Consider the following 24,654-nt stretch of genomic DNA (forward strand, 5'->3'; position numbering starts at 1 on the left):
CTCGGGACCGGTGGCGTCGTCGTCACCGTTCGGTCCAGGGTTCCGCAGCCTCCCGGCAGCGGCAAGGCGAGCGTGTCCAGCGCGCGAGACGCGCGTCCCGCCCAGCGGGCGCTCAGCCGTCCTGAGCGGCCGGTGCCGACGGTGCCTCGCCGGTGACCACCCCGGCCTGCGCGCCCCCGGCCGGCGTCGCCTCGGCCTCCACCAGCGCGCTCGTCACCGCCGCGGTGACCAGCTCCACCTGCCACCGGCGCGCGCCCCGATCGCTCAGCGCCCGCGCGACGCCCGCCTCGTCCAGCGGTCGCGGCGGCTGCCAGGCCAGGCGCCGCAGCGCGTCGGGCTGCAGCAGGTTCTCCACGGGGACGGCGTGCCGGTCGGCGATCGCCATCACCGCGGCGCGCGCGGCGGCCAGCCGGGCCGCGGCCTCGGGGTGCTTGGCCGCCCACGTCCGCGGCGGCGGGGGACCGTCGCCGCGCACCGCGTGCTGGGGCAGCTCGGCGTCCGGCAGCGCCAGCCCGCGGGCCACCGCCGCCGCCCACAGCTCCAACCGGGTGCGGGAGGCGCGCCCCGTGAAACCGCCCGTGGCAGCCAGGGCCTGCGCGGAGCGGGGCAGGGCGCGCGCGGCGGCGACGATCGCGGAGTCCGGCAGCAACCGGCCCGGGGAGGTGTCGCGGCGGCGCGCCTCCGCGTCGCGGGCCAGCCACAGCTCGCGCACCACGGCCAGCTGCCGGCGCGAGCGCACCGCGTGCAGGCCCGACACGCGGCGCCACGGCTCGGCGGGCGGCACCGGTGACGGTGCGGCGGCGATCGCGGCGAACTCCTCGCGCGCCCACTCCAGCTTGCCCTGCTCCGCCAGGCGCTCGGCCAGCGCGTCGCGGACCTGGACCAGGACCTCCACGTCCAGCGCCGCGTACGTCAGCCACGGCTCGGGCAGCGGACGGGTGGACCAGTCCACCGCCGAGTGCTCCTTCGCCAGCCGCAGGCCCAGCAGCTCCTCCACCACCGCCCCCAGGCCGACGCGGGGCAGGCCCGCCAGGCGCGAGCCCAGCTCGGTGTCGAACAGGGTGGCCGGCCGCATCCCGAGCTCCGCCAGGCACGGCAGGTCCTGGGTGGCGGCGTGCAGCACCCACTCGGCGCCCGAGAGCGCCTCGCCCAGCGCGGACAGGTCCGGCAGGGCGGTGGGGTCGATCAGGGCGGTGCCCGCACCGGCGCGGCGCAACTGCACCAGGAAGGCGCGCTGGCCGTAGCGGTACCCGGAGGCGCGCTCGGCGTCCACGGCCACCGGTCCGGTGCCGGCGGCCATCGCGGCCACCACCCGGGCCAGGGCGGGCTCGTCGGTCACGACGGGCGGCAGGCCCTGCGCCGGGGCGTCGAGCAGCGGCAGCTCGACGGCGGGGGCCTCGGGCGCGGCGTCCGCGCCCACCTCCGCCGGCGGCTGGGTCCCTGGTTCTCCCCTCCCGACCGGCACGCGCCCACCGTACGTGCCGCCGGGCGCGGCGCGTGCGGTGGGGCGTCACCGGGTCACCTCACTGGATCACACCGGCCCGCAGGGTGATGGCGACCATCTCGGCGCGGTCGCCGGTGCCCAGCTTGCGCGCGATGCGCGCCAGGTGGCTCTTCACCGTCAGCGCCGACAGGCCCAGCAGCGCGCCGGTGTCCTTGTTGGAGCGGCCGTCGGCGACGTGCTGGAGCACCTCGACCTCGCGCTCGGACAGGCTGTCCACCCCGGACTCGCCGGTGCGGCCCTCGAAGCCGGCGCCCTCCGGGCGCGTGGTCACCAGGTAGCAGCGCACCCCCGCGGCCACCGCGCCGCGCACCGCGAACGGGTCCGCGTTGCTGGACAGCACCACGCAGCGGTTCCAGCCCGCCGCGCGCAGCTCCGAGACGAGCTGGGCGCCGGAGCCGTCGGGCAGCCCGGCGTCGGCGATGAAGAGAGCGCGCGGGCCGGTGCGGGCCATGGCGCGGGCCTGGGCCACGCTGCCGGCGTGCTCGACGTTCACCGCACCCAGCATGCGCAGCGTCCGCGTCACGGACTCGCGCACCACGGGGTCGGCGACCGCGACGAGAGCGGCGAAGCGGCCGAGGCGGGACGGGACGGCCATCCCAGGGCGTTCGACGAGCGCAGTCACCGTCGTCCTCCTGAAGGAACTGGGCGCCCGCCTCCTGCGGCACGCCTCACTGAGGAGGTGATCGGCTGGAACCGGCGTGGACTTGACAGCCCGGGCGCGAACGGTGCGCGCCGTGGGCGCGGGCCTCAGCGCTGGGCGCGCGGGAGCGCGGTGACGCCCTCCGGCAGCGGCGGCAGCCCCGCCACCGTGCACAGCAGCACGCTCCAGGCGAGCAGGTGCGCGGCCACGTCGAACGGCGGCCCCTGCCCGGCGGGACCCGCGTCCGGCAGCGGCGTCCAGGAGGCGCGCAGCTCCACGTCCACCGACGGCGGCCGCTCCGCCAGCGCCCCGTACCCCTCCGACAGCACGCGCGTGACGGTCCCGCCCACCCCGGTCGCGCGCGCGCCGTGCTCGCGCAGCCCGTCCTCCAGCCAGCTCCACCCGACCTGCCCGAGCATCGGGTCCGCGCCCAGCTCCGCCTCGAGGTCCGCCCGCGCGTACGTCACGACGCGGAAGGTGCCCTCCCACTCCGGCGGGGCGGACGGGTCGTGCAGCAGGATGAAGCGGCCCGTGGCCAGCTCCTCGCCGTCGACCACGACGTCCCCGGCCAGCGCCACCGCGTGCGGGGCGATCCGCGCCGGCGCCGGCACCTCGCTCAGCACCACGTCCGGGCGCAGGCGCACGTCGCGCAGCGCCCGCACGGCGCGCTCGAAGGCGTCGGGACCCGTGCCGTCACGGGTCGCGCCGGGCACTCGGGAGAGCGTCACGGGTGGTGAGACTAGGGACGCGGGGCGCGGTGGTGGGCGCGCCGCGCCGTGCGACGATCGGGCGCGTGCCTGGACCCGCTGACGCCCCCGCCCCCGCCGCCGCCCCGGGCGCACCGCACGAGGAGCACCTGCGCGACGCCCCCTACCTGCGGGTGGCTCGCGGCGACGTCGCCCGCGGCCTGCGCCCGGAGCGCACCCCCGTGTGGTTCATGCGCCAGGCCGGGCGCTCCCTGCCGGAGTACCGCGCGGTCCGCGAGGGCACCACGATGCTGGAGTCCTGCCGCCGCCCCGAGATGGTCGCCGAGATCACCCTGCAGCCGGTGCGCCGCTACGGCGTGGACGCCGCGATCTTCTACTCCGACATCGTCGTCCCCCTGGAGGCCGCCGGCGTCGGGGTGGAGATCGTGCCCGGCACCGGGCCCGTCATCGCCGAGCCGGTGCGCACCCGCGCCGACCTCGACCGCGTGCCGGAGCTGACCCCCGACCGCCTCGACCACGTCACCGAGGCCGTGCGCCTGGCGGTGGGGGAGCTGCGCGCCACCGGCACCCCCCTCATCGGCTTCGCCGGCGCCCCCTTCACCCTGGCCAGCTACCTCGTCGAGGGCGGCCCCTCCCGGGACCTGCTGCGCACCAAGGCGCTCATGCACGCCGACCCGCAGCTGTGGCACGACCTGGCCGCGCGCCTGGCGCAGATCACCGGTGCGTTCCTGCGCGCGCAGGTCCTCGCCGGCGCCTCCGCGGTGCAGCTGTTCGACTCCTGGGTCGGCTCGCTGTCCCTGGCCGACTACGAGCGGCACGTGGTGCCGCACTCCGCCGCCGCGCTGGGCGCCGTGGCCGGCCTGGACGTGCCGCGCACCCACTTCGGCACCGGCACCGGGGAGCTGCTCGGCGCGATGGCCGCCGTCGACGGCGGTGTGGACGTCCTCGGCGTGGACTTCCGGGTGCCGCTGGACGTCGGTGCCGCGCGCGGGCGCGCCGGCGCCGGCCGGCCCGTGGCCGTGCAGGGCAACCTCGACCCCGCGCTGCTGTCCGCGCCCTGGGACGTGCTGCGCGGCGAGGTGCGCCGCGTGCTGGCCGCCGGTGAGCGCGCCGGCGCCGGGCACGTGTTCAACCTCGGCCACGGGGTGCCGCCCACGGCCGACCCGGGCGTGCTGGCCCGCGTCGTCGACGAGGTGCACGCCTGGCGCGGCGCCGAGGGCGCCGAGTGAGCGTGCCGGCGGGTCCGCGACCGCGCGTCGTGGTAGTCGGCGGCGGCGTCAGCGGCCTGGCCGCCGCGCACCGGCTGCTGCACCGCGGCGCCGACGTGGAGGTGCTGGAGGCCTCGCCCCGCACCGGCGGGGTCCTGCAGCGCGCCGAGGTCGGCGGCGTCGTCGTCGACCTCGGCGCGGAGTCCGTCCTCGCCCGACGCCCCGAGGCCGTCGAGCTGATCCGCGCCGCCGGGCTCGGCGACGACCTCGTGCACCCGGCGACCGCCGCGGCCGCCGTGCGCTCGCACGGCTCCCTGCACCGCCTGCCCGCCGGCACCGTCATGGGGGTGCCCGGCTCCGCCGACCAGGTCGCCGGCCTGCTCGACCCCGCCGCCGTCGAACGCGTGCGCGCCGAGGAGGACCTGCCCGCCGCACCGCTGGAGCACGACGTCGCCGTCGCCGAGCACGTCGCCGCCCGCGTCGGCCGCGAGGTCGTCGACCGCCTCGTCGAGCCCCTCCTCGGCGGTGTCTACGCCGGGCACGCCGACCGCCTGTCCCTGCGCGCCACCGTCCCGGCCCTGTGGGAGAGCGCCCGCCGCGGCGGCTCCCTGCTGGCCGCCGTGCGCGCCGCCGCCGCGGCCCGGCCCGCCGCCGCCGGCCCCGTCTTCGCCGGTGTCGCCGGCGGGGTGGCCCGCCTGCCCGAGGCGCTGACCGCGGCGCTGGCCGCCGCCGGCGTCGCCGTGCGCACCGGCACCCCCGTCACCGCCCTGCAGCGCGAGGCGGCCGGCGGCTGGCGCGTGAGCACCCCCGGCGGCACCCGCACCGCCGACGCCGTCGTGCTGGCCGTGCCCGCCCCCGCCGCCGCCGCGCTGCTGCGCGACGCCGTGCCCGCCGCCGCCGCCGAGCTGGCCGCGGTGCAGACCGCGAGCATGGTCATCGCGGCGCTCGCCGTGCCCACCGACGAGCTGGCCGGGCTGACCGGTTCCGGCGTGCTCGTGCCCCCCGTGGAGGCGGCCGCCGCGGGCCTGCGCGTCAAGGCGCTGACCCTGTCGGCGAACAAGTGGGACTGGGTGGCCGCCCAGCGCCCGGACGTGCGGGTGCTGCGGGTCTCGCTGGGCCGCGCCGGCGAGCGCGAGGCCCTCGACGCCGACGACGCCGACGTGCTGCGCTGGGCCACCGCCGACGCCTCGGCCCTGCTGGGCCGCGCGCTGCACTCGGTGGGCTCGGCCGTGGTGCGCTGGGTCGACGGCCTGCCGCAGTACGCCGTGGGTCACGTCGAGCGGGTCGAGCGGGTGCGCGCCGCGGTCGCCGCCGCCGGCGGGCTCGCGCTGGCCGGTTCCGTGCTGGACGGGGTGGGCGTGCCGGCGTGCGTGGCCGCGGCCACCCGCGCCGCCGACGAGGTGCTGCCCGCCCCGGTGGGGTGAGCCGGGGGTGACGGGGCTCACCCGGCCCGGCTCCGGGGTGCACCCGGCCCGGGTGGACGATGGGGGCATGAGCGAGCAGACCCCGAACGCGGCGGCGCCGAGCGCCGCGCGCACCAGCGCCGAGGAGATCAACAACACCATCGCCTACGCCATGTGGTCGGTGTTCGCGGTGCGCGACACCCTCGGCGAGGCCGACCGCGCCGAGCTGACCGCCGAGGTGCAGGCGCTGCTCGACGAGCTCACCGGCAAGGGCCTGACGGTGCGCGGCCTGTACGACGTCGCCGGCCTGCGCGCCGACGCCGACCTCATGGTGTGGTGGTACGCCGACACCGTCGAGCTCGTGCAGGAGGCCTACCGCCGGCTGCGCGCCACCCGCCTGGGCCGCCACCTCACCCCGGTGTGGTCGGTCGTCGCCCTGCACCGCCCCGCCGAGTTCAACCGCGGTCACATCCCCGCGTTCATGGCCGGGGAGGAACCCCGCGGCTACCTGTGCGTGTACCCGTTCGTGCGCTCCTACGACTGGTACCTGCTCCCCGAGGAGGAGCGGCGCACGATGCTGCGCGACCACGGCCTGGCCGCCCGCTCCTACGGCGACGTGCGCGCCAACACCGTCTCCGCGTTCGCGCTGGGCGACTACGAGTGGGTGCTGGCCTTCGAGGCCGACGAGCTGCACCGCATCGTCGACCTCATGCGCGAGCTGCGGAACACCGAGGCCCGCCGGCACGTGCGCGAGGAGGTGCCGTTCTACACCGGCACCCGGACGCCGCTGGCCGAGCTCGTGGCCGCCCTGCCCTGACGGCTCCACCGCGCGCGAGAGCCGCCGGCCCCTCCGGGGCGGCGGCTCTCGCGCGTCGTGGAAGACCTCAGAGGCGCTCGGGGTCCTCGGTGTCGGCGGCGGCCACGTGGTCGGCCACGCCGGCGTGCCCCGCACCGCCGGACTCGTCCGGCTCCTCCTGCGTCACCCGCTCGTCGATCGTCTCGTTGTCCACGTCCACGTCGTCGCTCATGAGCTCCTCGGTGGCGTGGCTCACCTGGCGGCCCGTGTCGTAGGTGTCGTCGTCCGCGTCGAAGAGGAGCGTGTCCGTGCGCAGGGCGCCCAGCTCGTCGCCCTCGTTGCCGTCGCCGTCGATCGAGGAGTTCTGCGCGCGCAGGTCCGGGTCGTCCAGCGGGTCAAGCTCGGGGTCGATCGGCTGGTAGGTCTCGGAGTACGGCTCGCTCATGCCGTCCACTCTGCCTCCGGCTCCGCACGGCCGCACCCGCAGCGGCCCCGCGCCCGCTGCCCGGTGCGCGTCAGGAGGCGGTCGGGCGCAACGTCAGGCTGATCCCGTTGATGCAGAAGCGCTGGTCCGTGGGCGTGGGGAAGCCCTCACCCTCGAACACGTGACCCAGGTGCGAGCCGCACGTGGCGCAGCGCACCTCGGTGCGCACCATCCCCAGCGAGCGGTCCTCGATCAGCTCCACGGCGTCGGAGTCCTTCGGGTCGTAGAAGGACGGCCAGCCGCAGTGCGAGGCGAACTTCGTCGTGCTGGTGAACAGCTCCGCGCCGCACGCGCGGCAGGCGTACACGCCCTCGGTGGGGTCGTCCTCGTACTCGCTGCTGAACGGCCGCTCGGTGCCGGCCTGGCGCAGGACGGCGTACTCCTGCGGGGACAGCTCCTCGCGCCACTGCTCGTCGGACTTCGTGACGGCGTACTTCTTCGCGGTCGTCTCCGGGGTGGTCATGCCCCGTGCAACCTGCCCGCCGCGGGGGGTGTTCCGCTCAGCCGAGCCGCGTGGTGCCGGCGTACAGGTGCAGCACCGGCACCCCGAGGGTGTCGCGGGCGCGGGAGGCCCAGTCGGTGTGGAAGGTGTCCTCCACGGCGTGCGGGCGGGTGACGACGACCAGCTCGCGCGCGCCGGGCAGCGCGCCCAGCAGCTCGCGCACCACGGGGACCGGGTCGTCGCCGCTCGTGCGCCCCTCGGCGTCCAGCCCCAGCGCGCGCAGCTGCTCCAGGGAGCGCGCCAGCGCCGTCTCGGCGTCGACGCGGGCCCGCTCGGGGTCGGGTCGACCGGCGCGCACCTCCTCCAGCGCGGCGCGCAGCTCACCGAGGCTGAGGTGGTCGAGCACGTCCGCCAGCAGGTTGCGCTCGGTGTCGGCGGGCACCACGACGACGTGGTGCACGTCCTCGTCCTCGTGCAGGGCGGCGATGTTGCCCGCGTCGATCAGGCCCAGCGCCTCCTCGGTCAGGACCACGACGGTCCACGGGGCGTCCGCCCCGTCCCGGGGGGCCTGCTCAGCGGGCTGGTCGACGGGCGGCACGGCGGGGTGGCTCACCCCGGTCACGCTACCGGGGGCCCCGTGCGCGGGCCCGTGCGGCTGCGGCAGGATCGCCCCGTGGTCCTGGGGCGGGGTGCGGCAGCGGCGGTGCCGGCGAGCACGGCGCGGTGGGCGCCGCTGGCGGTGCTGTTCGGCGTTGCCGGGCTGGCCCACCTGCGCCGCCCGGGGGTCTTCGACGCGATCGTGCCGCGTTCGCTGCCCGGGCCGCCCCGGGCCTGGACGACCGCCTCCGGCGTGGCGGAGCTGGCGCTGGCCGCCGGGCTGAGCGTTCCCGCCACCCGCCGGGCGGCCGGCTGGGCGGGCGCCGGGTTCCTGCTGGCGGTGTGGCCGGCCAACGGGCGGATGGCGCTGGACGCCCGGCACGCCCGCGGCCGGGCCGGCGCGCTGCGCCGGGCCGTCACCCTGGCGCGGCTGCCCCTGCAGGTGCCGCTGGTGCGCACGGCGCTGCGGGTGGCGCGCGGCGGCCCCGCGTGAACGGCCACCGGCGCGCCGTGCTGGGCGCCGCGGCCTCCGGCGCGGTCCTCGCCGCGGGGACGGCGGCCGCCGCCACGGCCGTCGCCACCGCCTTCGCGCGCGCCGTGGTCACCCCCGCCCGCCACAAGCCCGACGACGTGGAGGTCCTGCAGGTGGGCCCGCACCGCGTCGTGCTGGGTGCCACCGCCGACACCGTCGTGCCCGGCCGCTACGGGGTGTGGACCGACGGCGGGCGCGGCCACCTCCGCGTCGGGCGCGTGCTGGAGGCCACCGGCGAGCGCGTCACCCGCGAGCTGCTGGGCGTGGACGCGGGCACGCCCCGCCCGGGGGCGGGGCGCTGGAACCAGTACTTCTTCGCCGGCACCCCGCGCGGCGCGCTGGGCCTGGCGCACGAGGACGTCGTGGTGCGCTCGGAGGTGGGGGAGCTGCCCTGCTGGCGGGTGCCGGCCCCCGCGGCGGCGCAGGGCGGCACCTGGGCGGTGCTGGTGCACGGGCGCGGCGCCACCCGGGAGGAGGCGCTGCGGGCGCTGCCGCCGCTGCACGAGCTGGGGCTGACGTGCCTGGTGCCCGCCTACCGCAACGACGCCGACGGCCCGCCGTCCCCGGCGCGGCGCTACGGGCTGGGCGACACCGAGTGGCACGACGTGGAGGCCGCCTGCCGGTACGCCCTGGAGCACGGCGCGCGCCGGCTGGTCCTGGTGGGGTGGTCCATGGGCGGGGCGATCGCGCTGCAGCTGGTGGCCCGCTCCCCGCTGGCGCGGCACGTGGCCGCCGTCGTCCTGGACGGCCCCGTGCTGGACTGGTACGACGTCCTGGACCACCAGGCCCGGCGCCACCGGTTGCCGGTGCGGCTGGGGCGGTACGGGCTGGGCCTGCTGGGGCACCCGCTGGGCCGGCGGCTGATCGGCGTGGACGGGCCGGTGGACCTGCGCCGCATGGACTGGGTGGGCCGCGCGCAGGAGCTGCACCTGCCGGTGCTGCTGCTGCACTCCGACGCCGACGACTACGTGCCCTCGGGGCCGTCGGCGCGGCTGGCCGAGGCGCGCCCGGACCTGGTGACGTTCGTGCGCAGCGGCACGGCCCGCCACACCAAGGAGTGGAACGTGGACCCGGCGGGGTGGGAGGACGCGGTGCGCCGGTTCCTGCGCACCCACCTCGACGCCGCCGCGGTCCCGGACCTCGCCCCGCCGGCGGGCTGATGCCCGCGCTGCCCGCGGTGCCCGGGTGCGCGTGCACCGCCTGCGCCGAGCGCACCGCGAGCGGGTGCCGGGAGCCCGCACCGGTGGTGCTGGTGCTCGTCGGCGCCGCCGGCAGCGGCAAGACGACGCTGCGCCGCGCCCTGCTGCGGCGCACCCGCCCGGCGCTGCCCGTGGTGAGCCTGGACGACCTGCGCCGCGAGCTGCGCGCCGCCGACGCCGCCGCCGGGCGTCCGGTGCGGGACCTGCAGGCGTACTCGCCGCCGGCGGTGCGCCGCGCGCGCCGCCGCTGCCAGGCGCTGGCGGGCCTGCGGGCGGGCTACCTCGCCGACGCCACCCACCTGCGCCGCGCCGAACGGGTGGAGCACCTGCGCACCGCCGCCGCGGGGGGCCTGCCCGCCGAGGCGGTGCTGATGCCGCACCTGCCGCTGCCCGCGCTGCTGGAGCGCGACCGCGGCCGCCCGGTGGACGAGCGGGTGCCCGCGGAGGTGCTGGCCCGCCACGCGCACCGGCGCTCGCTGCTGAGCGCCGCGGCGTTGCGCGCGGAGGGGTTCGCGGTGGTGCACGAGGTCGCCGCCTCGCCGGGCGGGCGCGAGTGCACCAGCATGGTCGTCGGGCACGGTCGGGTGCCCGCGGCGGGAGCCGACGAGGGGGGCGGGGAGCACGTGGAGGACCAGGTGGGGCGATCCGGGCGCGGTGCGCTGCTGCTGGCTGCGGCCGGGCGCGGTGCGCTGGCCGGTCTGGCGGGGGTGGCCGTGATGACGGCAGGCGAGAAGGTCGAGCAGGCGCTGACGCACCGGCCGAACTCCTACGTGCCGGCGCGGGCGCTGCTGGGGCTGCTGGGGCGTCCGGTCGGCGACGACGAGCGGCCGTGGCTGGCGAACCACGCGATGCACTGGGGCACCGGTGCGACGCTGGGCGCGCTGCGCGGTGCGTGGTCGGCGCTGGGGATGCGGGGGCCGAGGGCTTCCCTCACGCACACGGCGGTGCGGCTGGCGTTCGACCAGACGGCGGAGAACGTCTCGGGCGCGGGGGCGCCCCCGCACACGTGGCCGGTGCGCGAGCAGGTCGTCGACGTGGCGCACAAGGCGGTGTACTCGCTGGTGACGGGCCTGGTCGCCGACCGGCTCGTGGCGCCGCGCCTGCTCTCGCAGCGCGGCACGGACAGCCACTGAACCGAACCGCGGCCCCCGGCACCGGACCCCACCGGGCGGGGACGGGCGGGGAAGCGCCTCAGGACACGCCCGGCAGGCGGTGGCCCATCCGGTCGCGCTTGGTGCGCAGGTAGCGCACGTTGTCCGGCGTCTGGGCCACCGGCAGGTCCCGGCGGGCCAGCACCGGCACCCCGTGCCCGCGCAGCGCCTCGACCTTGACGGGGTTGTGCGTCAGGAGCTCCACGTCCCGCACGCCCAGGTCGCGCAGCACGGCGGCCGCGCCGGTGTAGTCGCGCGAGTCCACCGGCAGGCCGAGGTCGAGGTTGGCCTCGACGGTGTCGCGGCCGCGCTCCTGCAGGGCGTAGGCGGCGATCTTCTCGGCGAGACCGATGCCGCGGCCCTCCTGCCCGCGCAGGTACAGCACGACACCACGTCCGCGCTCGGTGATCGCCGCCAGCGCGGCGTGCAGTTGGGGGCCGCAGTCGCAGCGCAGCGATCCCAGGACGTCGCCGGTGAGGCACTCGGAGTGCAGCCGGACCAGGACGCCGTGTCCGTCGCCGACCTCACCGGCGACCAGCGCGAGGTGCTCGACGCCGTCGGCCTGCCGGTAGGCCACCGCCCGGAAGGTGCCGTGGGTGGTGGGCAGGACGGCCTCGGACACCCGCACGATCGGCAGCGCCGGGTGCTGCGGCGGCAGGCCGGCGTGCTGCCCCGGCACGGTGGCGCGCTGCCCCGGCGGGGTGGTGGTGCCGGACTCCTGGACCTCGGTCACGTGCGTCTCCTCGTGCCGGCCACCGGCCGGCGGACAACTGCTTGAACCTGCAAGGGTAGTGCCGGTGCCCGGGGTTCAGGACGCGGTCGCGACCCGCACCTGGCGCTTGACCCGGGCCAGCATCCCCGTCATGCCGCGCATGCGCAGCGGGCTGACCGCCCGCTCCAGGCCCAGGCGCGAGCACACGTCCGGGGGCAGGTCGAGGACCTGCGCCGCGGGCAGCCCGTCCAGGCCCTCGCGCAGCACCCCGGCGAACCCGCGCGTCGTGGGCGCCTCCGGGGGAGCGGACACGTGCAGGTGCACCGCCGAGGAGGCGTCCACCTCGACGTTGACGAACACCGGCGACTGGCACTCGTCCACGCGCTCCATGAGCTCGGGGTGGTCGGCCAGGTGCGCCGGCAGCGCCGGCAGGCCCTGGCTGAACTCCAGCAGCAGCTGCAGCCGCTCGCGCTCGGGCAGCGCCTGGAACTCCTCGACGATCTGCGCCATCGCCGGCGGCAGCCCCGCGGTGGGGGAGAAGACGTCCTCGCTCACCGCCGCACCGCCGGCGCCTCGCCCTTGTCCGGGCCGACGGCGATCGGCACGCGCACCGCGTTGCCCCACTCGGTCCACGAGCCGTCGTAGTTGCGGACCTTCTCGAAGCCCAGCAGGTGCGTCAGCACGAACCAGGTGTGGCTGGAGCGCTCCCCGATGCGGCAGTAGGCGATCACGTCGTCGCCGGGGGCCAGGCCCTTCTCCTGCTGGTAGATCTCCTCCAGCTCCGCGCGGGTGCGGAAGGTGCCGTCCTCGGCGGCCGCGCGCGCCCACGGCACGCTCTCGGCGCCGGGGATGTGCCCGCCGCGCACGGTCCCCTCCTCGGGGTAGTCGGGCATGTGGGTGCGCTCACCGGTGTACTCCTGCGGGGAGCGGACGTCGACGAGCCGGCCGCCCAGGTGGGCCAGCACGTCCTCCTTGAACGCGCGGATCGAGGCGTCCTGCCGCTCGACGACGGGGTACTGCGCCGGCTCCGGCTCGGGGGCCTCGGTGGTCGTCTCGCGGCCCTCGGCGATCCACTTGGCGCGCCCGCCGTCCAGCAGCCGCACGTCGGGGTGCCCGAACAGGGTGAACACCCACAGCGCGTAGGCGGCCCACCAGTTGTTCTTGTCGCCGTAGATCACCACGGTGTCCTCGCGGGAGATGCCCTTGCGGGACATCAGCGCCGCGAACCCCTCGCCGTCGACGTAGTCGCGCGTCACCGGGTCGTTCAGCTCGGTGTGCCAGTCCACCTTCACCGAACCGGGCACGTGCCCGGTGTCCCACAGCAGGACGTCCTCGTCGCTCTCCACCACCTTCAGGCCCGGTTCGCCGAGGTGCTCGGCCAGCCAGGCGGTCGTGACGAGCTTCTCGGGGTGGGCGTAGGCGGCGAGCTTCTCGTCGCCGTCGTGGGGCAGGGCCACTGTCGTCCTCCGTGCGGTGGGGGCGTCTCGCGTCCGGCGGGCTGCGCGCCCGCAGCAGCACCAACACCGCGCCGCGCGGTCGCGTTCCCGCCGCGTCGCGATCCTGCCAGACGCCCCGGACGCCGGGTGCCGCCCGCCTCACTACCCTTGTCCGGGTGAGCCGACCCGAGGAGACGCCCGTGCAGCCCCAGGAGCGCAGCGCGGCGGGCTCCCTGGTCGAGCGCGACCCCCGGGTGCCCCCGCAGCAGCTGGTCGCGGAGCTGGTGCCGCCGCCGCGCTTCTCGGGCGTGCGCTTCGCCAGCTACGTGCCCGCGCCCGACCAGCCCACCCAGGCCGAGGCCGTGGCGGCGATGAGCGGCTTCGGCGAGCGGGTCCTGGCCGGCGGTGGCGGGCGCGGCGGCGGCCTCGCGGGGCTGTTCAAGCGCCGCAGCGCCCCGCAGGGCGCGCCGGGCGTGTACCTCGACGGCGGCTTCGGCGTCGGCAAGACCCACCTGCTGTCCTCGCTCTACCACCAGGTCGTCACCGAGGGCGGGCGCACCGCCGCCTACGGCACCTTCGTGGAGTACACCAACCTCGTCGGGGCGCTCGGCTTCCGCCAGGCCGTCGACGCCCTGGCCCCGCACGACCTGGTGTGCATCGACGAGTTCGAGCTCGACGACCCCGGCGACACGGTCCTGATGTCCCGGCTGATGCGCGAGCTGGTGGACCGCGACGTCAAGCTCGCCGCCACCTCCAACACGCTGCCCGGTGCGCTGGGGGAGGGGCGCTTCGCCGCCCAGGACTTCCAGCGCGAGATCCAGGCCCTGGCCGGTCAGTTCGCGGTGCAGCGGGTGGACGGCGAGGACTACCGCCACCGCGGCCTGCCGGCCGCTCCGGCTCCGCTGGACGACGCCGACGTCGAGCGCGTCGCCGCGGCCCGTCCCGGCGCCACCCTGGACGACTTCGACGCCGTCCTGGCGCACCTGGCCCGCGTGCACCCCAGCCGCTACGGCGCGATGGTCCGCGACACCGCGGCCGTGTGCCTGCGCGGGGTGGGCACCGTCTCCGACCAGATGGTCGGCCTGCGCCTCGTCGTGCTCGCCGACCGCCTGTACGACCGCGACATCCCGGTCGTCGCCTCCGGCGTCCCCTTCGACGCGGTCTTCACCGACGAACTGCTGCACGGCGGGTACCGCAAGAAGTACCTGCGCGCGGTCTCCCGGCTGTCGGCGCTGGCCCGCGACGGCGCCGCGCTGGCCTGACCCCGTCCGGGAGCGACCGGGGCGCCACGACCCCGACGCGCACGGTTGCGGCGGTCGTCACCGGGGGTTCACCGGCGGGGGGCACTCCTCGGGCGTCGCGCACCCGATCCCGGAGGGCCCCATGGCACACCGCACGCGCACGCACGACGTCCCCGCTCGGCCGCAGTCGCAGGCGCGGTCCCCCGACGGTCCACGCCCCAGCGGCAGGCAGGTCGCCGTCCGCGCCCTGCTGGCCCTGGTGCTGCTGTACCTCTTCCTCGTCGCGGTGGGGGTGCTGGAGGACGGCATCGCCCAGATGGGCGAGGGGTTCGGCGACGCGGTGCTCGCGGGGGTCAGCCACCCGCTCTCGGGCCTGTTCGCCGGCGTCCTCGCCACCATCCTGGTTCAGTCGTCGTCGGTGACCACCTCCACGATCGTCGGCCTGGTGGCGACGGGCGTCGTCCCCGTCGAGACGGCCGTGCCCATGGTGATGGGCGCCAACATCGGCACCACCGTGACCAACACGATCGTCACGATGGTCAGCATGCGCCGGCGCGACGAGTTCCGGCAGGTCGTCGCAGCGGCGACGATGCACGACCTCTTCAACTTCCTGGCGGTGCTGGTCCTGCTGCCCCTGGAACTGCTGACCGGGTTCCTGTCCTCGGCGGCGCGCTGGCTCGCCGGCGTCGTCGCGGACACCGGCATCACCGGGGTGGAGACCACGAGCCCGCTGGCGATGGCCACCGACCCGGCCAACGCCGCGGTCGAGACGGTCCTGTCGGCCCTGGTGCCGGCGGGGGCGGGGCTGGGCACGGTCATGCTCGTGCTCGGCGTCGCGGCCCTCTACGTCACGATCCGGTACCTCAGCAAGAACATGCGGGCGGTCATCGCCGGGCCCCTGCAGGAGAAGGCGAACCGGTCGGTCGGGCGGGCCGGTGGCCTGGTCGGCATCGCCGTGGGCACGGTCGCGGCGATCCTCGTGGTCAGCTCCTCCATCGTCACCGTCACGCTGCTCCCGCTCGTGGCCGCTGGGGCGCTCACCGTGCGCAACGCCTACCCGATCACCCTGGGCGCCAACCTGGGCACCACCCTGACGGCGCTGCTGGCGGCGCTGGCCACCGGCCAGCCGGAGGGGCTCGTCATCGCCCTGGTCCACGTGCTGTTCAACGTCACCGCCGTCACGCTGATCTACCCGCTGCCGCGGATCCGGTACCTGCCGGTCCGCCTCGCCGAGGGCCTGGGCGCCCTGGCGGCGCGGCGGCGCTGGGTCGTGCCGGTCTACACCGGCGGGGTGTTCGTCGCCCTGCCGGTCGTCGCCGTCGCCGCCGGCTGACCCGCGCGGCGGGGCGGCCGGGTCGCCGCCCCGCCGTCCCGGTCCGGCCGCGCTAGTCCCACTCCGTGGGCAGCGAGGTGTCGCGGTGGTGCGCCAGCACCCGCTCCAGCTCCTCGCGCGTGACGCGCGCCCCCGACAGCTCCGGCAGCTCGTCCAGGCCGAACCAGCCGACCTCGAGGGTCTCCAGGTCCTGCGCGGCCACCGGCTCGCCCACCGGCCGGCACAGGAAGAACAGGTGGAACACGGACACCGGCAGCGGCGGCTGCTTGCCGCGCACGTCGCGCTCCCACACCGCCACCAGCTTCACCGGTTCCACCGGGTACCCGGTCTCCTCCAGCACCTCGCGCACCGCGGCCTCCCCGGGCCGGTCGCCGGGGTCGACCCAGCCACCGGGCAGCGACCAGAGCCCGTCGCTGCGCTCGCGCAGCATCAGCAGCCGCTCCCGCTCGTCGACCACGCCGGCGCGCACGTCCACCTTGGGGGTGGCGTACCCGGCGTCGCGGCCCAGCACGAGGCGCAGCTCCTCCACGGGCGTGCCGGACACGCTCGCCAGCAGGCCCGCGGCCAGTTCGGTGATCTGCCGGTAGCGGGCGGTGTCGTAGTCCTTGGTGGCGTCGCCGACGGAGTAGGCCAGGCCGTCCTGGGCCAGGGCGGCCAGCCGCACCGCGGCCCGCCGCACCTGCTCGGCCCGCTCGCCGCCCCCGGCGGCGCCGCTCACGCCACCCGCACCACGGCGATGCCCTCACCGGCGAAGCGCACGCCCCCGGCGAGCAGTTCCGGTGCCGGCCCGGCCGGGAACGCGGCGAGCACCTCCAGCGGGGCCCCGCCGACGGCCACGTCGTCCCCGCCGCCCAGCGAGACGACCACCCGGTACGGTCCGCGGTGCAGCACCAGCGCGCCGTCCGCCGCGTCCACGCGCACCCGCCGCAGGTCGGCGTCGCGCAGCTCGGGGACCTCGCGGCGCAGCCGCGTCAGCGTGCGGTACCACTCCAGCACCCGCGCGTGCTGCTCCCGCCCCAGCTCGTCCCAGCGCAGCACCGAGCGCTCCCTCGTCGCCGGGTCCTGCGGGTCGGGCACGTCCTCCGCGCTCCAGCCGTGGTCGCCGAACTCCGAGCGACGGCCCCGGCTGACCGCCTGGCCCAGCTCGGGGTCGGGGAAGGAGGTGAAGAACTGCCACGGCGTGGAGGCGTTCCACTCCTCGCCCATGAAGATCATCGGGGTGAACGGCCCCAGCAGGTACAGCGCCGCCCCGGCCGCCAGGCGCGCCTCGCTCAGCAGGTGCCCGATGCGCTCGCCCACGGCGCGGTTGCCGACCTGGTCGTGGGTCTGCAGGTACCCCAGGAACGCCGTGCCCGGCACCCGGTCCCGGTCGACCCTCTTCCCCCACACCTCGCCGCGGAAGGCGGAGAACCGCTCCGCGTGGAAGAACGCCTCCTCGAACGTCGTCTTCAGCACCTCGGGGGAGCCGAAGTCCGCGTAGTAGCCCTGGCGCTCGCCGGTCAGCAGCGCGTGGAGGGCGTGGTGCACGTCGTCGTCCCACTGGGCCGTCATGCCCGTGCCGCCCTGGGCCCTGGGGGTCACCATCGCCGCGTCGTTGAGGTCGGACTCGGCCACCAGGGACAGGGGCCTGCCCAGCTCGCGCGAGAGCTCGGCGACCTCGTCGGCCAGCTGGGCGAGCACGTGCGTCGGGGAGTCGTCGACGAGGGCGTGCACGGCGTCCAGGCGCAGCGCGTCGACGTGGAAGTCGCGGAACCAGCGCAGCGCGTTGTCGCAGATCCAGCGGCGCACCTCCTGCGAGCCGGTGTCGTCGAGGTTGACCGCTGCGCCCCACGGGGTGTCGTGCTTGTCGGTGAAGTACGGGCCGAACTCGGCCAGGTAGTTGCCGCTGGGCCCGAGGTGGTTGTAGACGCAGTCCAGCGCGACGGCCAGCCCCTTGCCGTGGCAGGCGTCCACGAACGCGGCGAACCCCTCGGGGCCGCCGTACTCGTGCTGCACCGCGTAGGGGGCGACGCCGTCGTAGCCCCAGTTCCACGGCCCGTCCCACGCCGAGACCGGCAGCACCTCCACCACCTGGACGCCGAGGTCGACGAGGTGGTCCAGCTTCGCGGTCGCCGCGGCGAAGGTGCCCTCCGGCGTGAAGGTGCCCACGTGCAGCTCGTAGAAGACCGCCCCGCGCGCGTCGCGGCCGGTCCACGCGTCGTCGCTCCAGGTGAACGTGGCGGGGTCGACCACGGCACTGGCCGCGTGCACCCCCTCGGGCTGCCAGCCCGAGCGGGGGTCGGGGCGCGCGTCGCCGCCGTCGAGGGAGAACGCGTAGCGGGTGCCGTGCCCGGCACCCTCGACCTCGGTGCTCCACCAGCCCTCCCGCGGCGACCCGCTGCGCTGCATCGCGTGCCGCGCGGCCCCGTCGCCGGTGCCGACCACCACGTCCACCCGCTGCGCCGTCGGCGCCCACACCCCGAACCGCTGCATCCGCACCATGGTCCCACCCTGGCGGACGGCGCCCGACCCGGCGACCCGTGCTCCCTGCAGCGGTGGTGACGCGTTTGACAGCAACCGTTGCTCCCCACCTAAGGTGTGCCGTCGTCCGGCGTCGACCACCCCGCTGGACAGCCGCACCGCGACCGCACCGCCGATCGCCGCCCCGCCCGGGCCCCCCGGTGCCGCCGGGTGCCGCCGCGACGGTACCCGGCACGAGCAGGAGGACCCGTGAGCACACCCGGCACCACCCCCGCCGGCAGCAGTCCCGACGGAACCACCCCCGACGGGAGCACCCGCCACGGGACCGACCCCGACGGGAGCACCGCGGTGCAGCCCACCGGCGGCGCCGGGGCGGGCCCGGCGGGGCGCGAGGCCCGCGTGCAGGCGCCGGTCTTCTGGGGAGCGGCGATCGCCGTGCTCGCGCTGGCGAGCTGGATCCTGCTCGCCCCCGAGTCCGCCTCGTCGGTGATCTCCGCCGCGGTGGGCTGGGTGGGGCAGTGGTTCGGCTGGTACTACGTCCTGTTCGCCACGGTCGTGCTCGTCTTCGTCGTGGTCCTGGCGCTGTCGCGGTACGGGCGCACCAAGCTCGGCCCGGAGCACTCCTCCCCGCAGTTCAGCACCTTCGCCTGGGTGTCGATGCTGTTCGCCGCCGGCATCGGCACGGACCTGATGTTCTTCGCGGTCGCCGAGCCGGTGACGCAGTTCCTGCAGCCGCCGGTCGGCCAGGGCGGCACGGTGGCCGCCGCGCGCGAGGCGACCGTGTGGACGATGTTCCACTACGGCATCTCCGGCTGGGGGATGTACGCGCTCATGGGCATGGCCCTGGGGTACTTCTCCTACCGCATGAACCTGCCCCTGGCGATCCGCTCGGCGCTGTACCCGGTGTTCGGCCGGCGCGTGCACGGTGCCCTCGGTCACGGCGTCGACATCGCCGCCATGCTCGGCACGATCTTCGGGGTCGCGACGTCGCTGGGCATCGCCGTCGTGCAGCTGAACTTCGGCCTGTTCGTCCTGTTCGGCGTCCCCGAGGGCCCGGCCGCCCAGATCGGGCTGATCGCCCTCGCGGTCGTGCTGGCCACGATCTCCGCCGTCACCGGCGTGGACCGGGGCATCAAGCTGCTGTCCCAGCTCAACGTGCTCCTCGCCGCGGGCCTGGTGCTGTTCGTGCTGATCGCGGGGAACACCACGCTGCTGCTCAACGGCCTGGTCATGAACATCGGTGACTTCGCCAGCGGGTTCGGGTCCCTGACGATGGAGACCTTCGCCTGGACGAACCCGCAGGACTGGATGAACGGCTGGACGCTGTTCTTCTGGGCGTGGTGGGCCGCCTGGGCGGCGTTCGTGGGCATGTTCCTGGCCCGGATCTCCCGCGGGCGCACCATCCGCCAGTTCGTGCTGGGCAGCCTGACGATCCCGTTCGCCTACATCGTCATGTGGGTCTCGATCTTCGGCAACAGCGCCATCGACGCGGTGCGCCGGGGCGGTTCGGACTTCGGCGAGCTGACCGTGAACACGCCCGAGCGGGGGTTCTACACCCTGCTCATGGAGTACCCGGCGTTCACGTTCGTGGCCGGCCTGGCGACCGTCGTCGGCCTGCTGTTCTACGTGACCTCCGCCGACTCCGGCGCCCTGGTGATGGCGAACCTGTCGTCCAGGCTGCCCACGCCGAACACCGACGCCGGCACCGGCCTGCGCGTCTTCTGGGCCCTGGTCACCGGCCTGCTCACGGTGGGGATGCTGCTGGTCGGCGGTGTCACCGCCCTGCAGAGCGCCACCGTCGTCATGGGCCTGCCGTTCACCTTCGTGATGCTGCTGGTCATGGTCGGGCTGTACAAGGCGCTGCGCCTGGAGGGGTTGCGGGACGTCAGCCGGGTCTCCAGCCTGCCGGGCCGGCTGTCGGGCCGCAGCCCCGGCGTGCCCGAGCGGCGCGACGGCGACAGCTGGCGCCTGCGCCTGGGTCGGGCGATGGGGTACCCGTCCCGCGACGCCGCTCAGCGGCACCTGGACGAGGTCGTCCTGCCCGCGCTGCGGGAGGTCGCCGGTGAGATGTGCGAGCGCGGGGTGGACGCGGAGGTGGGCTGGACCACCGACGCGTTCGGGGACCGCTACGCGCAGCTGGCCGCGGACCTGGGACAGGCGCAGCCGTTCTGCTACCGGGTCCACCGGGCCGAGCTGCCCGTCCCCGTCTTCGCCCGCGACGACCGGCGCCGGTCCGGCGACGACCGTGAGCAGGCCTACTCCCGCCTCGAGGTGCACCTCGCCGAGGGCGGGCAGGGCTACGACGTGATGGGCTACACGCACTCCCAGCTGATCGACGACGTGCTCGACCAGTACGAGCGCCACGTGGAGTGGCTGCGGCTGCAGCAGGACTCCACCCGCCAGGCGAACTGACCGTCCCGCAGACCCGGAGGAGCCACCGTGCCCGAGCTGTTCATCGACTCCACCTGGCGACCGGCCGCCGAGGGCGGCCGTCGCGAGGTCGTCAACCCCTACGACGGCGAGGTCTTCACGACCGTCGACGAGGCCTCCGCCCCCGACGCGGAGGCGGCCGTCCTCGCGGCGCGCCGCGCCTTCGACACCGGGCCGTGGCCGCGCACCGGTGTCCAGGAGCGCTCGGCGCTGCTGCGCCGCGTCGCGGACCTGCTCGAGCGCGACCGCGAGGAGATCGCCCGCACCGAGACCCTGGACACCGGCAAGACCCTGGTGGAGAGCCGCATCGACGTCGACGACGTGGCGGCGGTCTTCCGCTACTACGCCGAGCAGGTCCTCGTCGAGGTCGACCGCACCGTGGACGTCGGCCGCGACGACGTCGTCAGCCGGGTCGTGCACCACCCGGTCGGCGTGTGCACCCTGATCGCGCCGTGGAACTACCCGCTGCTGCAGATGTCGTGGAAGGTCGCCCCCGCGCTGGCCGCGGGGAACACCGTCGTCCTCAAGCCCAGCGAGGTCACCCCGCTGAGCACGGTGCACCTGGTGCGGCTGCTGGTCGAGGCGGGCGTGCCCGACGGCGTCGTCAACCTCGTGCTGGGGGCGGGGTCCGCCATCGGGCCGGTCCTGACCGAGCACCCGGCCGTCGACCTGGTCTCCTTCACCGGCGGGCTGGAGACCGGCCGCGCGATCCTGCGCTCGACCGCGCAGACCGTCAAGCGCACGACGGTCGAGCTGGGGGGCAAGAACCCCCAGCTCGTCTTCGCCGACGTCGACCTCGAGCGCGCCGCCGACACCGTCCTGACCGGGGTGTTCCTGCACGCCGGTCAGGTGTGCTCCGCGGGCACCCGGCTCATCGTGGAGGAGTCGATCGCCGACGAGCTCGTGGCCCGCGTCGCCGAGCGCGCCCGGCGCGTCCGGCTGGGCAACGGGCTGGACGAGGGCACCGAGTCCGGGCCGCTGGTCTCGGCGGTGCACCGGGACAAGGTCGAGGGCTACGTGCGCCTCGGGCTGCAGGAGGGCGCCAGGCTCGTCACCGGTGGGCGCCGCCCCGCGGACCCGGACCTGGCCCGCGGCTTCTTCTACGAGCCCACGATCTTCGACGGCTGCGACCGCTCGATGCGCCTGGTGCAGGAGGAGACCTTCGGCCCGATCATGACCGTCGAGCGCTTCCGCACCGAGGCCGAGGCGGTGGAGCTGGGCAACGACACCGCCTACGGCCTGGCCGGCGGGGTGCAGACCGGTGACGAGGAGCGCGGGGAGCGCGTCGCGCGCGCCCTGCGGCACGGCACGGTCTGGATCAACGACTTCGGCCCCTACGTCCCGCAGGCGGAGTGGGGCGGGATGCGGATGTCCGGCAACGGCCGCGAGCTCGGCCCGGCCGGGCTGGCGGAGTACCGCGAGACCCAGCACGTGTGGCGCAACACGAAGCCGGCGGCAGCCGACTGGTTCAAGGGCTGACGGTGTCGGCCCGAGGAGAGGGAGAACGGTGAGCACGACGACCCCCGTCGAGGAGTTCGACTACGTCATCGCGGGTGGTGGCACCGCGGGCTGCGTGGTGGCCGCCCGCCTGTCGGAGGACCCGTCGGTGACGGTGTGCCTGCTGGAGGCCGGGCCCAGCGACGTCGGCGACGAGAACATCCTCAAGCTGGCCGACTGGATGCACCTGCTGGACTCCGGCTACGACTGGGACTACCCCGTCGAGCCGCAGGAGAACGGCAACAGCTTCCTGCGCCACGCCCGCGCCAAGGTGCTCGGCGGGTGCTCCTCGCACAACTCCTGCATCGCCTTCCACCCGCCGGCCGAGGGGCTGGACGCCTGGGAGGCCATGGGCTGCACCGGGTGGGGCGCGAAGGACGTGCTGCCGCTGATCAGGCGGCTGGAGAACAACGACGGCCCCGGTGACCACCACGGCCGCAGCGGGCCGGTCCGGTTGCGGACGGTCCCGCCGGTGGACCCGGCCGGCGTCGCGCTGCTGGAGGCGGCGGCCGCGGCGGGCCTGCCGACCGTGCGGTTCAACGAGGGCGCCACCGTGATGAACGGCGCCGGCTGGTTCCAGATCAACGCCGGCGAGGACGGCACCCGCATGTCCAGCTCGCACGCCTACCTGCACCCGGTCCTCGGCACGCGCCCCAACCTGGAGGTGCGCACCGGGTACTGGGTCGAGAAGGTCCTGCTCGAGCCGGACGCCGACGGTGCCCACCGCGCCACCGGCGTGCAGTTCATGGCGCCGGACCTCATCCACCACGGCACGGTCCGCGCCCGCCGCGAGGTGATCGTCTCCGCCGGCGCCATCGACACCCCCAAGCTGCTCATGCTCTCCGGCATCGGCCAGGGCGAGCAGTTGCGGGAGTTCAGCATCGACGTCCTCGTCGAGTCCCCGGGCGTGGGGGAGAACCTCGACGACCACGTCGAGGGCCTGGTGTTCTGGGAGGCGCTGCAGCCCATGGTCACCGCCTCCACGCAGTGGTGGGAGATCGGCGTGTTCGCCACCACCGAGCTCGGCCGTGCGGCCGGCACGAACGTGCCGGACCTGATGATGCACTACGGGTCGGTGCCGTTCGACCTGAACACCGTCCGCTGGGGGTACCCCACGACCGACAACGGGTTCTGCCTCACGCCCAACGTCACCCAGGGCAGGTCTCGGGGGACGGTCAAGCTGCGTTCGCGCGACTTCCGGGACCGCGCCAAGGTCGACCCGCGCTACTTCACCGACCCCGAAGGACACGACCTGGCGGTCATGACCGAGGGCGTCCGGCTCGCCCGGCGGATCGTCGAGCAGGAACCCATGGCCCCGTGGGCCGGCGCGGAACTGGCTCCCGGCAAGGACGTCGTCACCGACGACGAGATCGCCGACTACATCACCAAGACCCACAACACCGTCTACCACCCGGCGTGCACCGCGCGGATGGGTGCCGAGGACGACCGCATGGCCGTCGTGGACCCGCGACTGCGGGTCAAGGGCGTGCGCGGCCTGCGCATCGCCGACGGCTCCGTCATGCCGTTCCTCGGCGCGGTGAACCCCAACATCACCACGATGGCCATCGGCGAGAAGTGCGCCGACATGCTCGCGGAGGACGCTCGCTGAGGGGTGTGCCGGGGCGCGTCGACGCCGCGCCCCGGCACGCCCGAGCCTGCGGTGCTCCCGGTGGAGCCCGGGCGGAGCTCAGGCGGTGAGGTACCGGGTCAGGTCGTCCAGGACCCGCACCGCCCCGCTGTAGCCCAGACCCAGGAACCACGTCTCGTCGTCCACGCGCTGCGCCCGGCCCTGCGCCACCGCCGGGATCGTGCCCCACAGGGGGCCGGCGAGCACGGCGGCCTCCTCGGTGGCCTCCACCGGCCCGTAGCTGGTGTAGAACAACCGGTCGCCGTCGGCCCGCGTGATGGTCTCCGCCGAGACCTCCACCGCCAGGTCGTCCACGTCCTGCTCGGCCGGGCGGGGCAGGCCCACGTCGCCCAGCACGACCCCGATGAACGACAGGTCCCCGTACAGCCGGATGCGCCCGGGCATGAATCGCACCAGCGAGATCGTCGGCGTGGTGCTCCCCAGTTCCGCGCGCAGCGCGTCCGCCCGTCGCTGGTAGTCCGTCAGCAGCTCCACGGCTTCACCGCGCACCCCCAGGGCGTCGCCGGCCAGCAGGAGGTTCTCCTTCCACGGGAACCCCGGGCGGTGGCTGAGGACGGTGGGGGCGATCTGCGACAGTCGCGGGTACAGCTCCTGCACCCGCAGTGCGCTGCCGAGCACCAGGTCCGGCCGCAACGCCGCGACGGCCTCCAGGTCGACCTGGTCCAGGGGCCCGACGGTCGCGACCCGCCCGTCGACCTGCTCGGCGAGGTAGGAGGGCAACCCGGTCTGCCCGGCGGTGGTGGCCATCCCCACCGGCGTGACCCCGAGGGAGAGCGCGGCGTCCAGCTCGCCGGTGTCCAGCACGACCACGCGCTGGGGGCGCCGCTCGATCGTCGTGCTGCCGGAGGCGTGCACGAGGGTGCGCGGGAACTCCCCGTCGGGCGCGCCGGACCCCAGGGCGGCCGTCGCGGTGTCGGCCGTGCGGAACGCGGACCCGCCCTGCGCGACGTCGGCAGTGGCGCTCGCGGCCGGTGCGGGGGGAGGACTGCTGCCCGCACCGCAGCCGGTCAGCAGGGCGAGCACGGAGGCGGCACCGCCGGCGGTGACGGCGCGAGGGGTGGTGGATGGAGAGCACCTGTTCGGACACGCAAGGAAGGGTAGCCTCACCACACCCAGCACCCCCAAGGCGCTTCGGGTGCGCTCGTGGGGGGGGGGGGGGGGGGGGGGGCCCCCCCCCCCCGCCCCGCCCCCCCCCCCACCCCCCCCCCCCCCCCCCCCCGCCCCGCCCCCCCCC

At 75.9% G+C, this 24,654-nt stretch carries 22 protein-coding genes and 1 pseudogene; 11 read left to right on the top strand and 12 right to left on the bottom strand.

Going from position 1 to position 24,654, the window contains the following annotated elements:
* Positions 1-112: 112 nt before the first annotated feature.
* From ACRYM0_RS06755 to ACRYM0_RS06765, 3 genes are all read right to left on the bottom strand, one after another.
* Positions 113-1,465, bottom strand: a complete 1,353-nt coding sequence (locus ACRYM0_RS06755) for an HRDC domain-containing protein (RefSeq protein ID WP_432503349.1) — start codon at positions 1,463-1,465, stop codon at positions 113-115.
* 58 nt (positions 1,466-1,523) lie between these two features.
* Positions 1,524-2,126: a response regulator transcription factor gene (locus ACRYM0_RS06760; RefSeq protein WP_432503351.1), complete on the bottom strand. Its 603-nt coding sequence runs from the start codon at positions 2,124-2,126 to the stop codon at positions 1,524-1,526.
* Between the two features lie 125 nt (positions 2,127-2,251).
* Entirely contained in the window at positions 2,252-2,872 is a 621-nt protein-coding gene (locus tag ACRYM0_RS06765; RefSeq protein WP_432503352.1) for a DUF3000 domain-containing protein, read from the bottom strand.
* A gap of 65 nt (positions 2,873-2,937) precedes the next feature.
* On the opposite strand from ACRYM0_RS06765, the gene hemE reads away from it, so the two are divergent.
* The 3 genes from hemE to hemQ all read left to right on the top strand — a co-directional run bounded on the left by hemE (position 2,938) and on the right by hemQ (position 6,279).
* The gene (gene hemE / locus ACRYM0_RS06770) at positions 2,938-4,080 is read left to right on the top strand and encodes a uroporphyrinogen decarboxylase (protein WP_432503353.1); all 1,143 of its coding nucleotides are present in this window, start codon (positions 2,938-2,940) and stop codon (positions 4,078-4,080) included.
* Positions 4,081-4,109: 29 nt separating this feature from the next.
* Positions 4,110-5,483: a protoporphyrinogen oxidase gene (hemG, locus tag ACRYM0_RS06775; protein WP_432503354.1), complete on the top strand. Its 1,374-nt coding sequence runs from the start codon at positions 4,110-4,112 to the stop codon at positions 5,481-5,483.
* Between the two features lie 67 nt (positions 5,484-5,550).
* A complete protein-coding gene (gene hemQ, locus ACRYM0_RS06780; RefSeq protein WP_432503355.1) occupies positions 5,551-6,279 on the top strand; it encodes a hydrogen peroxide-dependent heme synthase in 729 nt (242 codons plus the stop codon).
* 67 nt (positions 6,280-6,346) lie between these two features.
* On the opposite strand, the gene ACRYM0_RS06785 is transcribed toward hemQ, so the two are convergent.
* The 3 genes from ACRYM0_RS06785 to ACRYM0_RS06795 all read right to left on the bottom strand — a co-directional run bounded on the left by ACRYM0_RS06785 (position 6,347) and on the right by ACRYM0_RS06795 (position 7,797).
* Complete coding sequence (locus ACRYM0_RS06785; RefSeq protein WP_432503356.1) at positions 6,347-6,703, bottom strand: hypothetical protein; 357 nt, start codon at positions 6,701-6,703, stop codon at positions 6,347-6,349.
* Between the two features lie 70 nt (positions 6,704-6,773).
* Entirely contained in the window at positions 6,774-7,205 is a 432-nt protein-coding gene (gene msrB, locus ACRYM0_RS06790) for a peptide-methionine (R)-S-oxide reductase MsrB (protein ID WP_432503357.1), read from the bottom strand.
* Positions 7,206-7,242: 37 nt separating this feature from the next.
* Positions 7,243-7,797: a hypothetical protein gene (locus ACRYM0_RS06795; RefSeq protein WP_432503358.1), complete on the bottom strand. Its 555-nt coding sequence runs from the start codon at positions 7,795-7,797 to the stop codon at positions 7,243-7,245.
* Positions 7,798-7,857: 60 nt separating this feature from the next.
* Here ACRYM0_RS06795 and ACRYM0_RS06800 point away from each other — a divergent pair, with 60 nt between their 5' ends.
* The 3 genes from ACRYM0_RS06800 to ACRYM0_RS06810 are packed head-to-tail and all read left to right on the top strand — an operon-like array spanning position 7,858 to position 10,645.
* Positions 7,858-8,274 carry a DoxX family protein gene (locus ACRYM0_RS06800; protein WP_432503359.1) on the top strand — a complete coding sequence of 139 codons (417 nt, stop codon included), beginning with the start codon at positions 7,858-7,860 and terminating at the stop codon, positions 8,272-8,274.
* Positions 8,271-9,473 (top strand): alpha/beta hydrolase, encoded by a 1,203-nt coding sequence (locus tag ACRYM0_RS06805; protein WP_432503360.1) that lies wholly within the window; start codon positions 8,271-8,273, stop codon positions 9,471-9,473. The genes ACRYM0_RS06800 and ACRYM0_RS06805 overlap by 4 nt, the downstream gene beginning before the upstream one ends.
* Positions 9,473-10,645 (top strand): AAA family ATPase, encoded by a 1,173-nt coding sequence (locus ACRYM0_RS06810; RefSeq protein ID WP_432503361.1) that lies wholly within the window; start codon positions 9,473-9,475, stop codon positions 10,643-10,645. The genes ACRYM0_RS06805 and ACRYM0_RS06810 overlap by 1 nt, the downstream gene beginning before the upstream one ends.
* A gap of 58 nt (positions 10,646-10,703) precedes the next feature.
* Here ACRYM0_RS06810 and ribA read toward each other — a convergent pair.
* The 3 genes and pseudogenes from ribA to ACRYM0_RS06825 all read right to left on the bottom strand — a co-directional run.
* Positions 10,704-11,300 (bottom strand): annotated as a pseudogene (ribA, locus tag ACRYM0_RS06815) (GTP cyclohydrolase II); the annotation flags it as partial.
* A 171-nt stretch (positions 11,301-11,471) separates the two neighbouring features.
* A complete protein-coding gene (locus ACRYM0_RS06820; protein ID WP_432495476.1) occupies positions 11,472-11,885 on the bottom strand; it encodes a SufE family protein in 414 nt (137 codons plus the stop codon).
* Positions 11,886-11,926: 41 nt separating this feature from the next.
* Positions 11,927-12,832, bottom strand: a complete 906-nt coding sequence (locus tag ACRYM0_RS06825) for a sulfurtransferase (protein WP_432503362.1) — start codon at positions 12,830-12,832, stop codon at positions 11,927-11,929.
* Between the two features lie 155 nt (positions 12,833-12,987).
* On the opposite strand from ACRYM0_RS06825, the gene zapE reads away from it, so the two are divergent.
* Positions 12,988-14,073 carry a cell division protein ZapE gene (gene zapE, locus ACRYM0_RS06830; protein WP_432503363.1) on the top strand — a complete coding sequence of 362 codons (1,086 nt, stop codon included), beginning with the start codon at positions 12,988-12,990 and terminating at the stop codon, positions 14,071-14,073.
* A 121-nt stretch (positions 14,074-14,194) separates the two neighbouring features.
* Positions 14,195-15,385 carry a Na/Pi symporter gene (locus tag ACRYM0_RS06835; protein WP_432503364.1) on the top strand — a complete coding sequence of 397 codons (1,191 nt, stop codon included), beginning with the start codon at positions 14,195-14,197 and terminating at the stop codon, positions 15,383-15,385.
* Between the two features lie 52 nt (positions 15,386-15,437).
* Here the strand turns inward: ACRYM0_RS06835 and ACRYM0_RS06840 are convergent, their stop codons facing one another.
* Both ACRYM0_RS06840 and treZ read right to left on the bottom strand, forming a co-directional pair.
* Entirely contained in the window at positions 15,438-16,103 is a 666-nt protein-coding gene (locus ACRYM0_RS06840) for an NUDIX hydrolase N-terminal domain-containing protein (RefSeq protein WP_432503366.1), read from the bottom strand.
* The gene (treZ, locus tag ACRYM0_RS06845; RefSeq protein ID WP_432503380.1) at positions 16,100-17,857 is read right to left on the bottom strand and encodes a malto-oligosyltrehalose trehalohydrolase; all 1,758 of its coding nucleotides are present in this window, start codon (positions 17,855-17,857) and stop codon (positions 16,100-16,102) included. Before treZ ends, ACRYM0_RS06840 begins: the two co-directional genes overlap by 4 nt.
* A 237-nt stretch (positions 17,858-18,094) precedes the next feature.
* Here treZ and betT point away from each other — a divergent pair, with 237 nt between their 5' ends.
* The 3 genes from betT to ACRYM0_RS06860 are packed head-to-tail and all read left to right on the top strand — an operon-like array spanning position 18,095 to position 23,381.
* On the top strand, positions 18,095-20,257 hold the full coding sequence (gene betT / locus ACRYM0_RS06850) for a choline BCCT transporter BetT (RefSeq protein WP_432503368.1): 2,163 nt from the start codon (positions 18,095-18,097) through the stop codon (positions 20,255-20,257).
* 27 nt (positions 20,258-20,284) lie between these two features.
* Positions 20,285-21,754, top strand: coding sequence for an aldehyde dehydrogenase family protein (locus ACRYM0_RS06855; RefSeq protein ID WP_432503369.1), 1,470 nt, complete (start codon positions 20,285-20,287; stop codon positions 21,752-21,754).
* Between the two features lie 28 nt (positions 21,755-21,782).
* Entirely contained in the window at positions 21,783-23,381 is a 1,599-nt protein-coding gene (locus tag ACRYM0_RS06860) for a GMC family oxidoreductase (protein WP_432503370.1), read from the top strand.
* A gap of 78 nt (positions 23,382-23,459) precedes the next feature.
* Here the strand turns inward: ACRYM0_RS06860 and ACRYM0_RS06865 are convergent, their stop codons facing one another.
* Positions 23,460-24,443 carry an ABC transporter substrate-binding protein gene (locus ACRYM0_RS06865; protein WP_432503372.1) on the bottom strand — a complete coding sequence of 328 codons (984 nt, stop codon included), beginning with the start codon at positions 24,441-24,443 and terminating at the stop codon, positions 23,460-23,462.
* Between the last annotated feature and the right edge of the window lie 211 nt (positions 24,444-24,654).

Origin of the sequence: Kineococcus arenarius subsp. arenarius, from assembly GCF_050871845.1 — a bacterium.
Taxonomy (GTDB): domain Bacteria; phylum Actinomycetota; class Actinomycetes; order Actinomycetales; family Kineococcaceae; genus Kineococcus.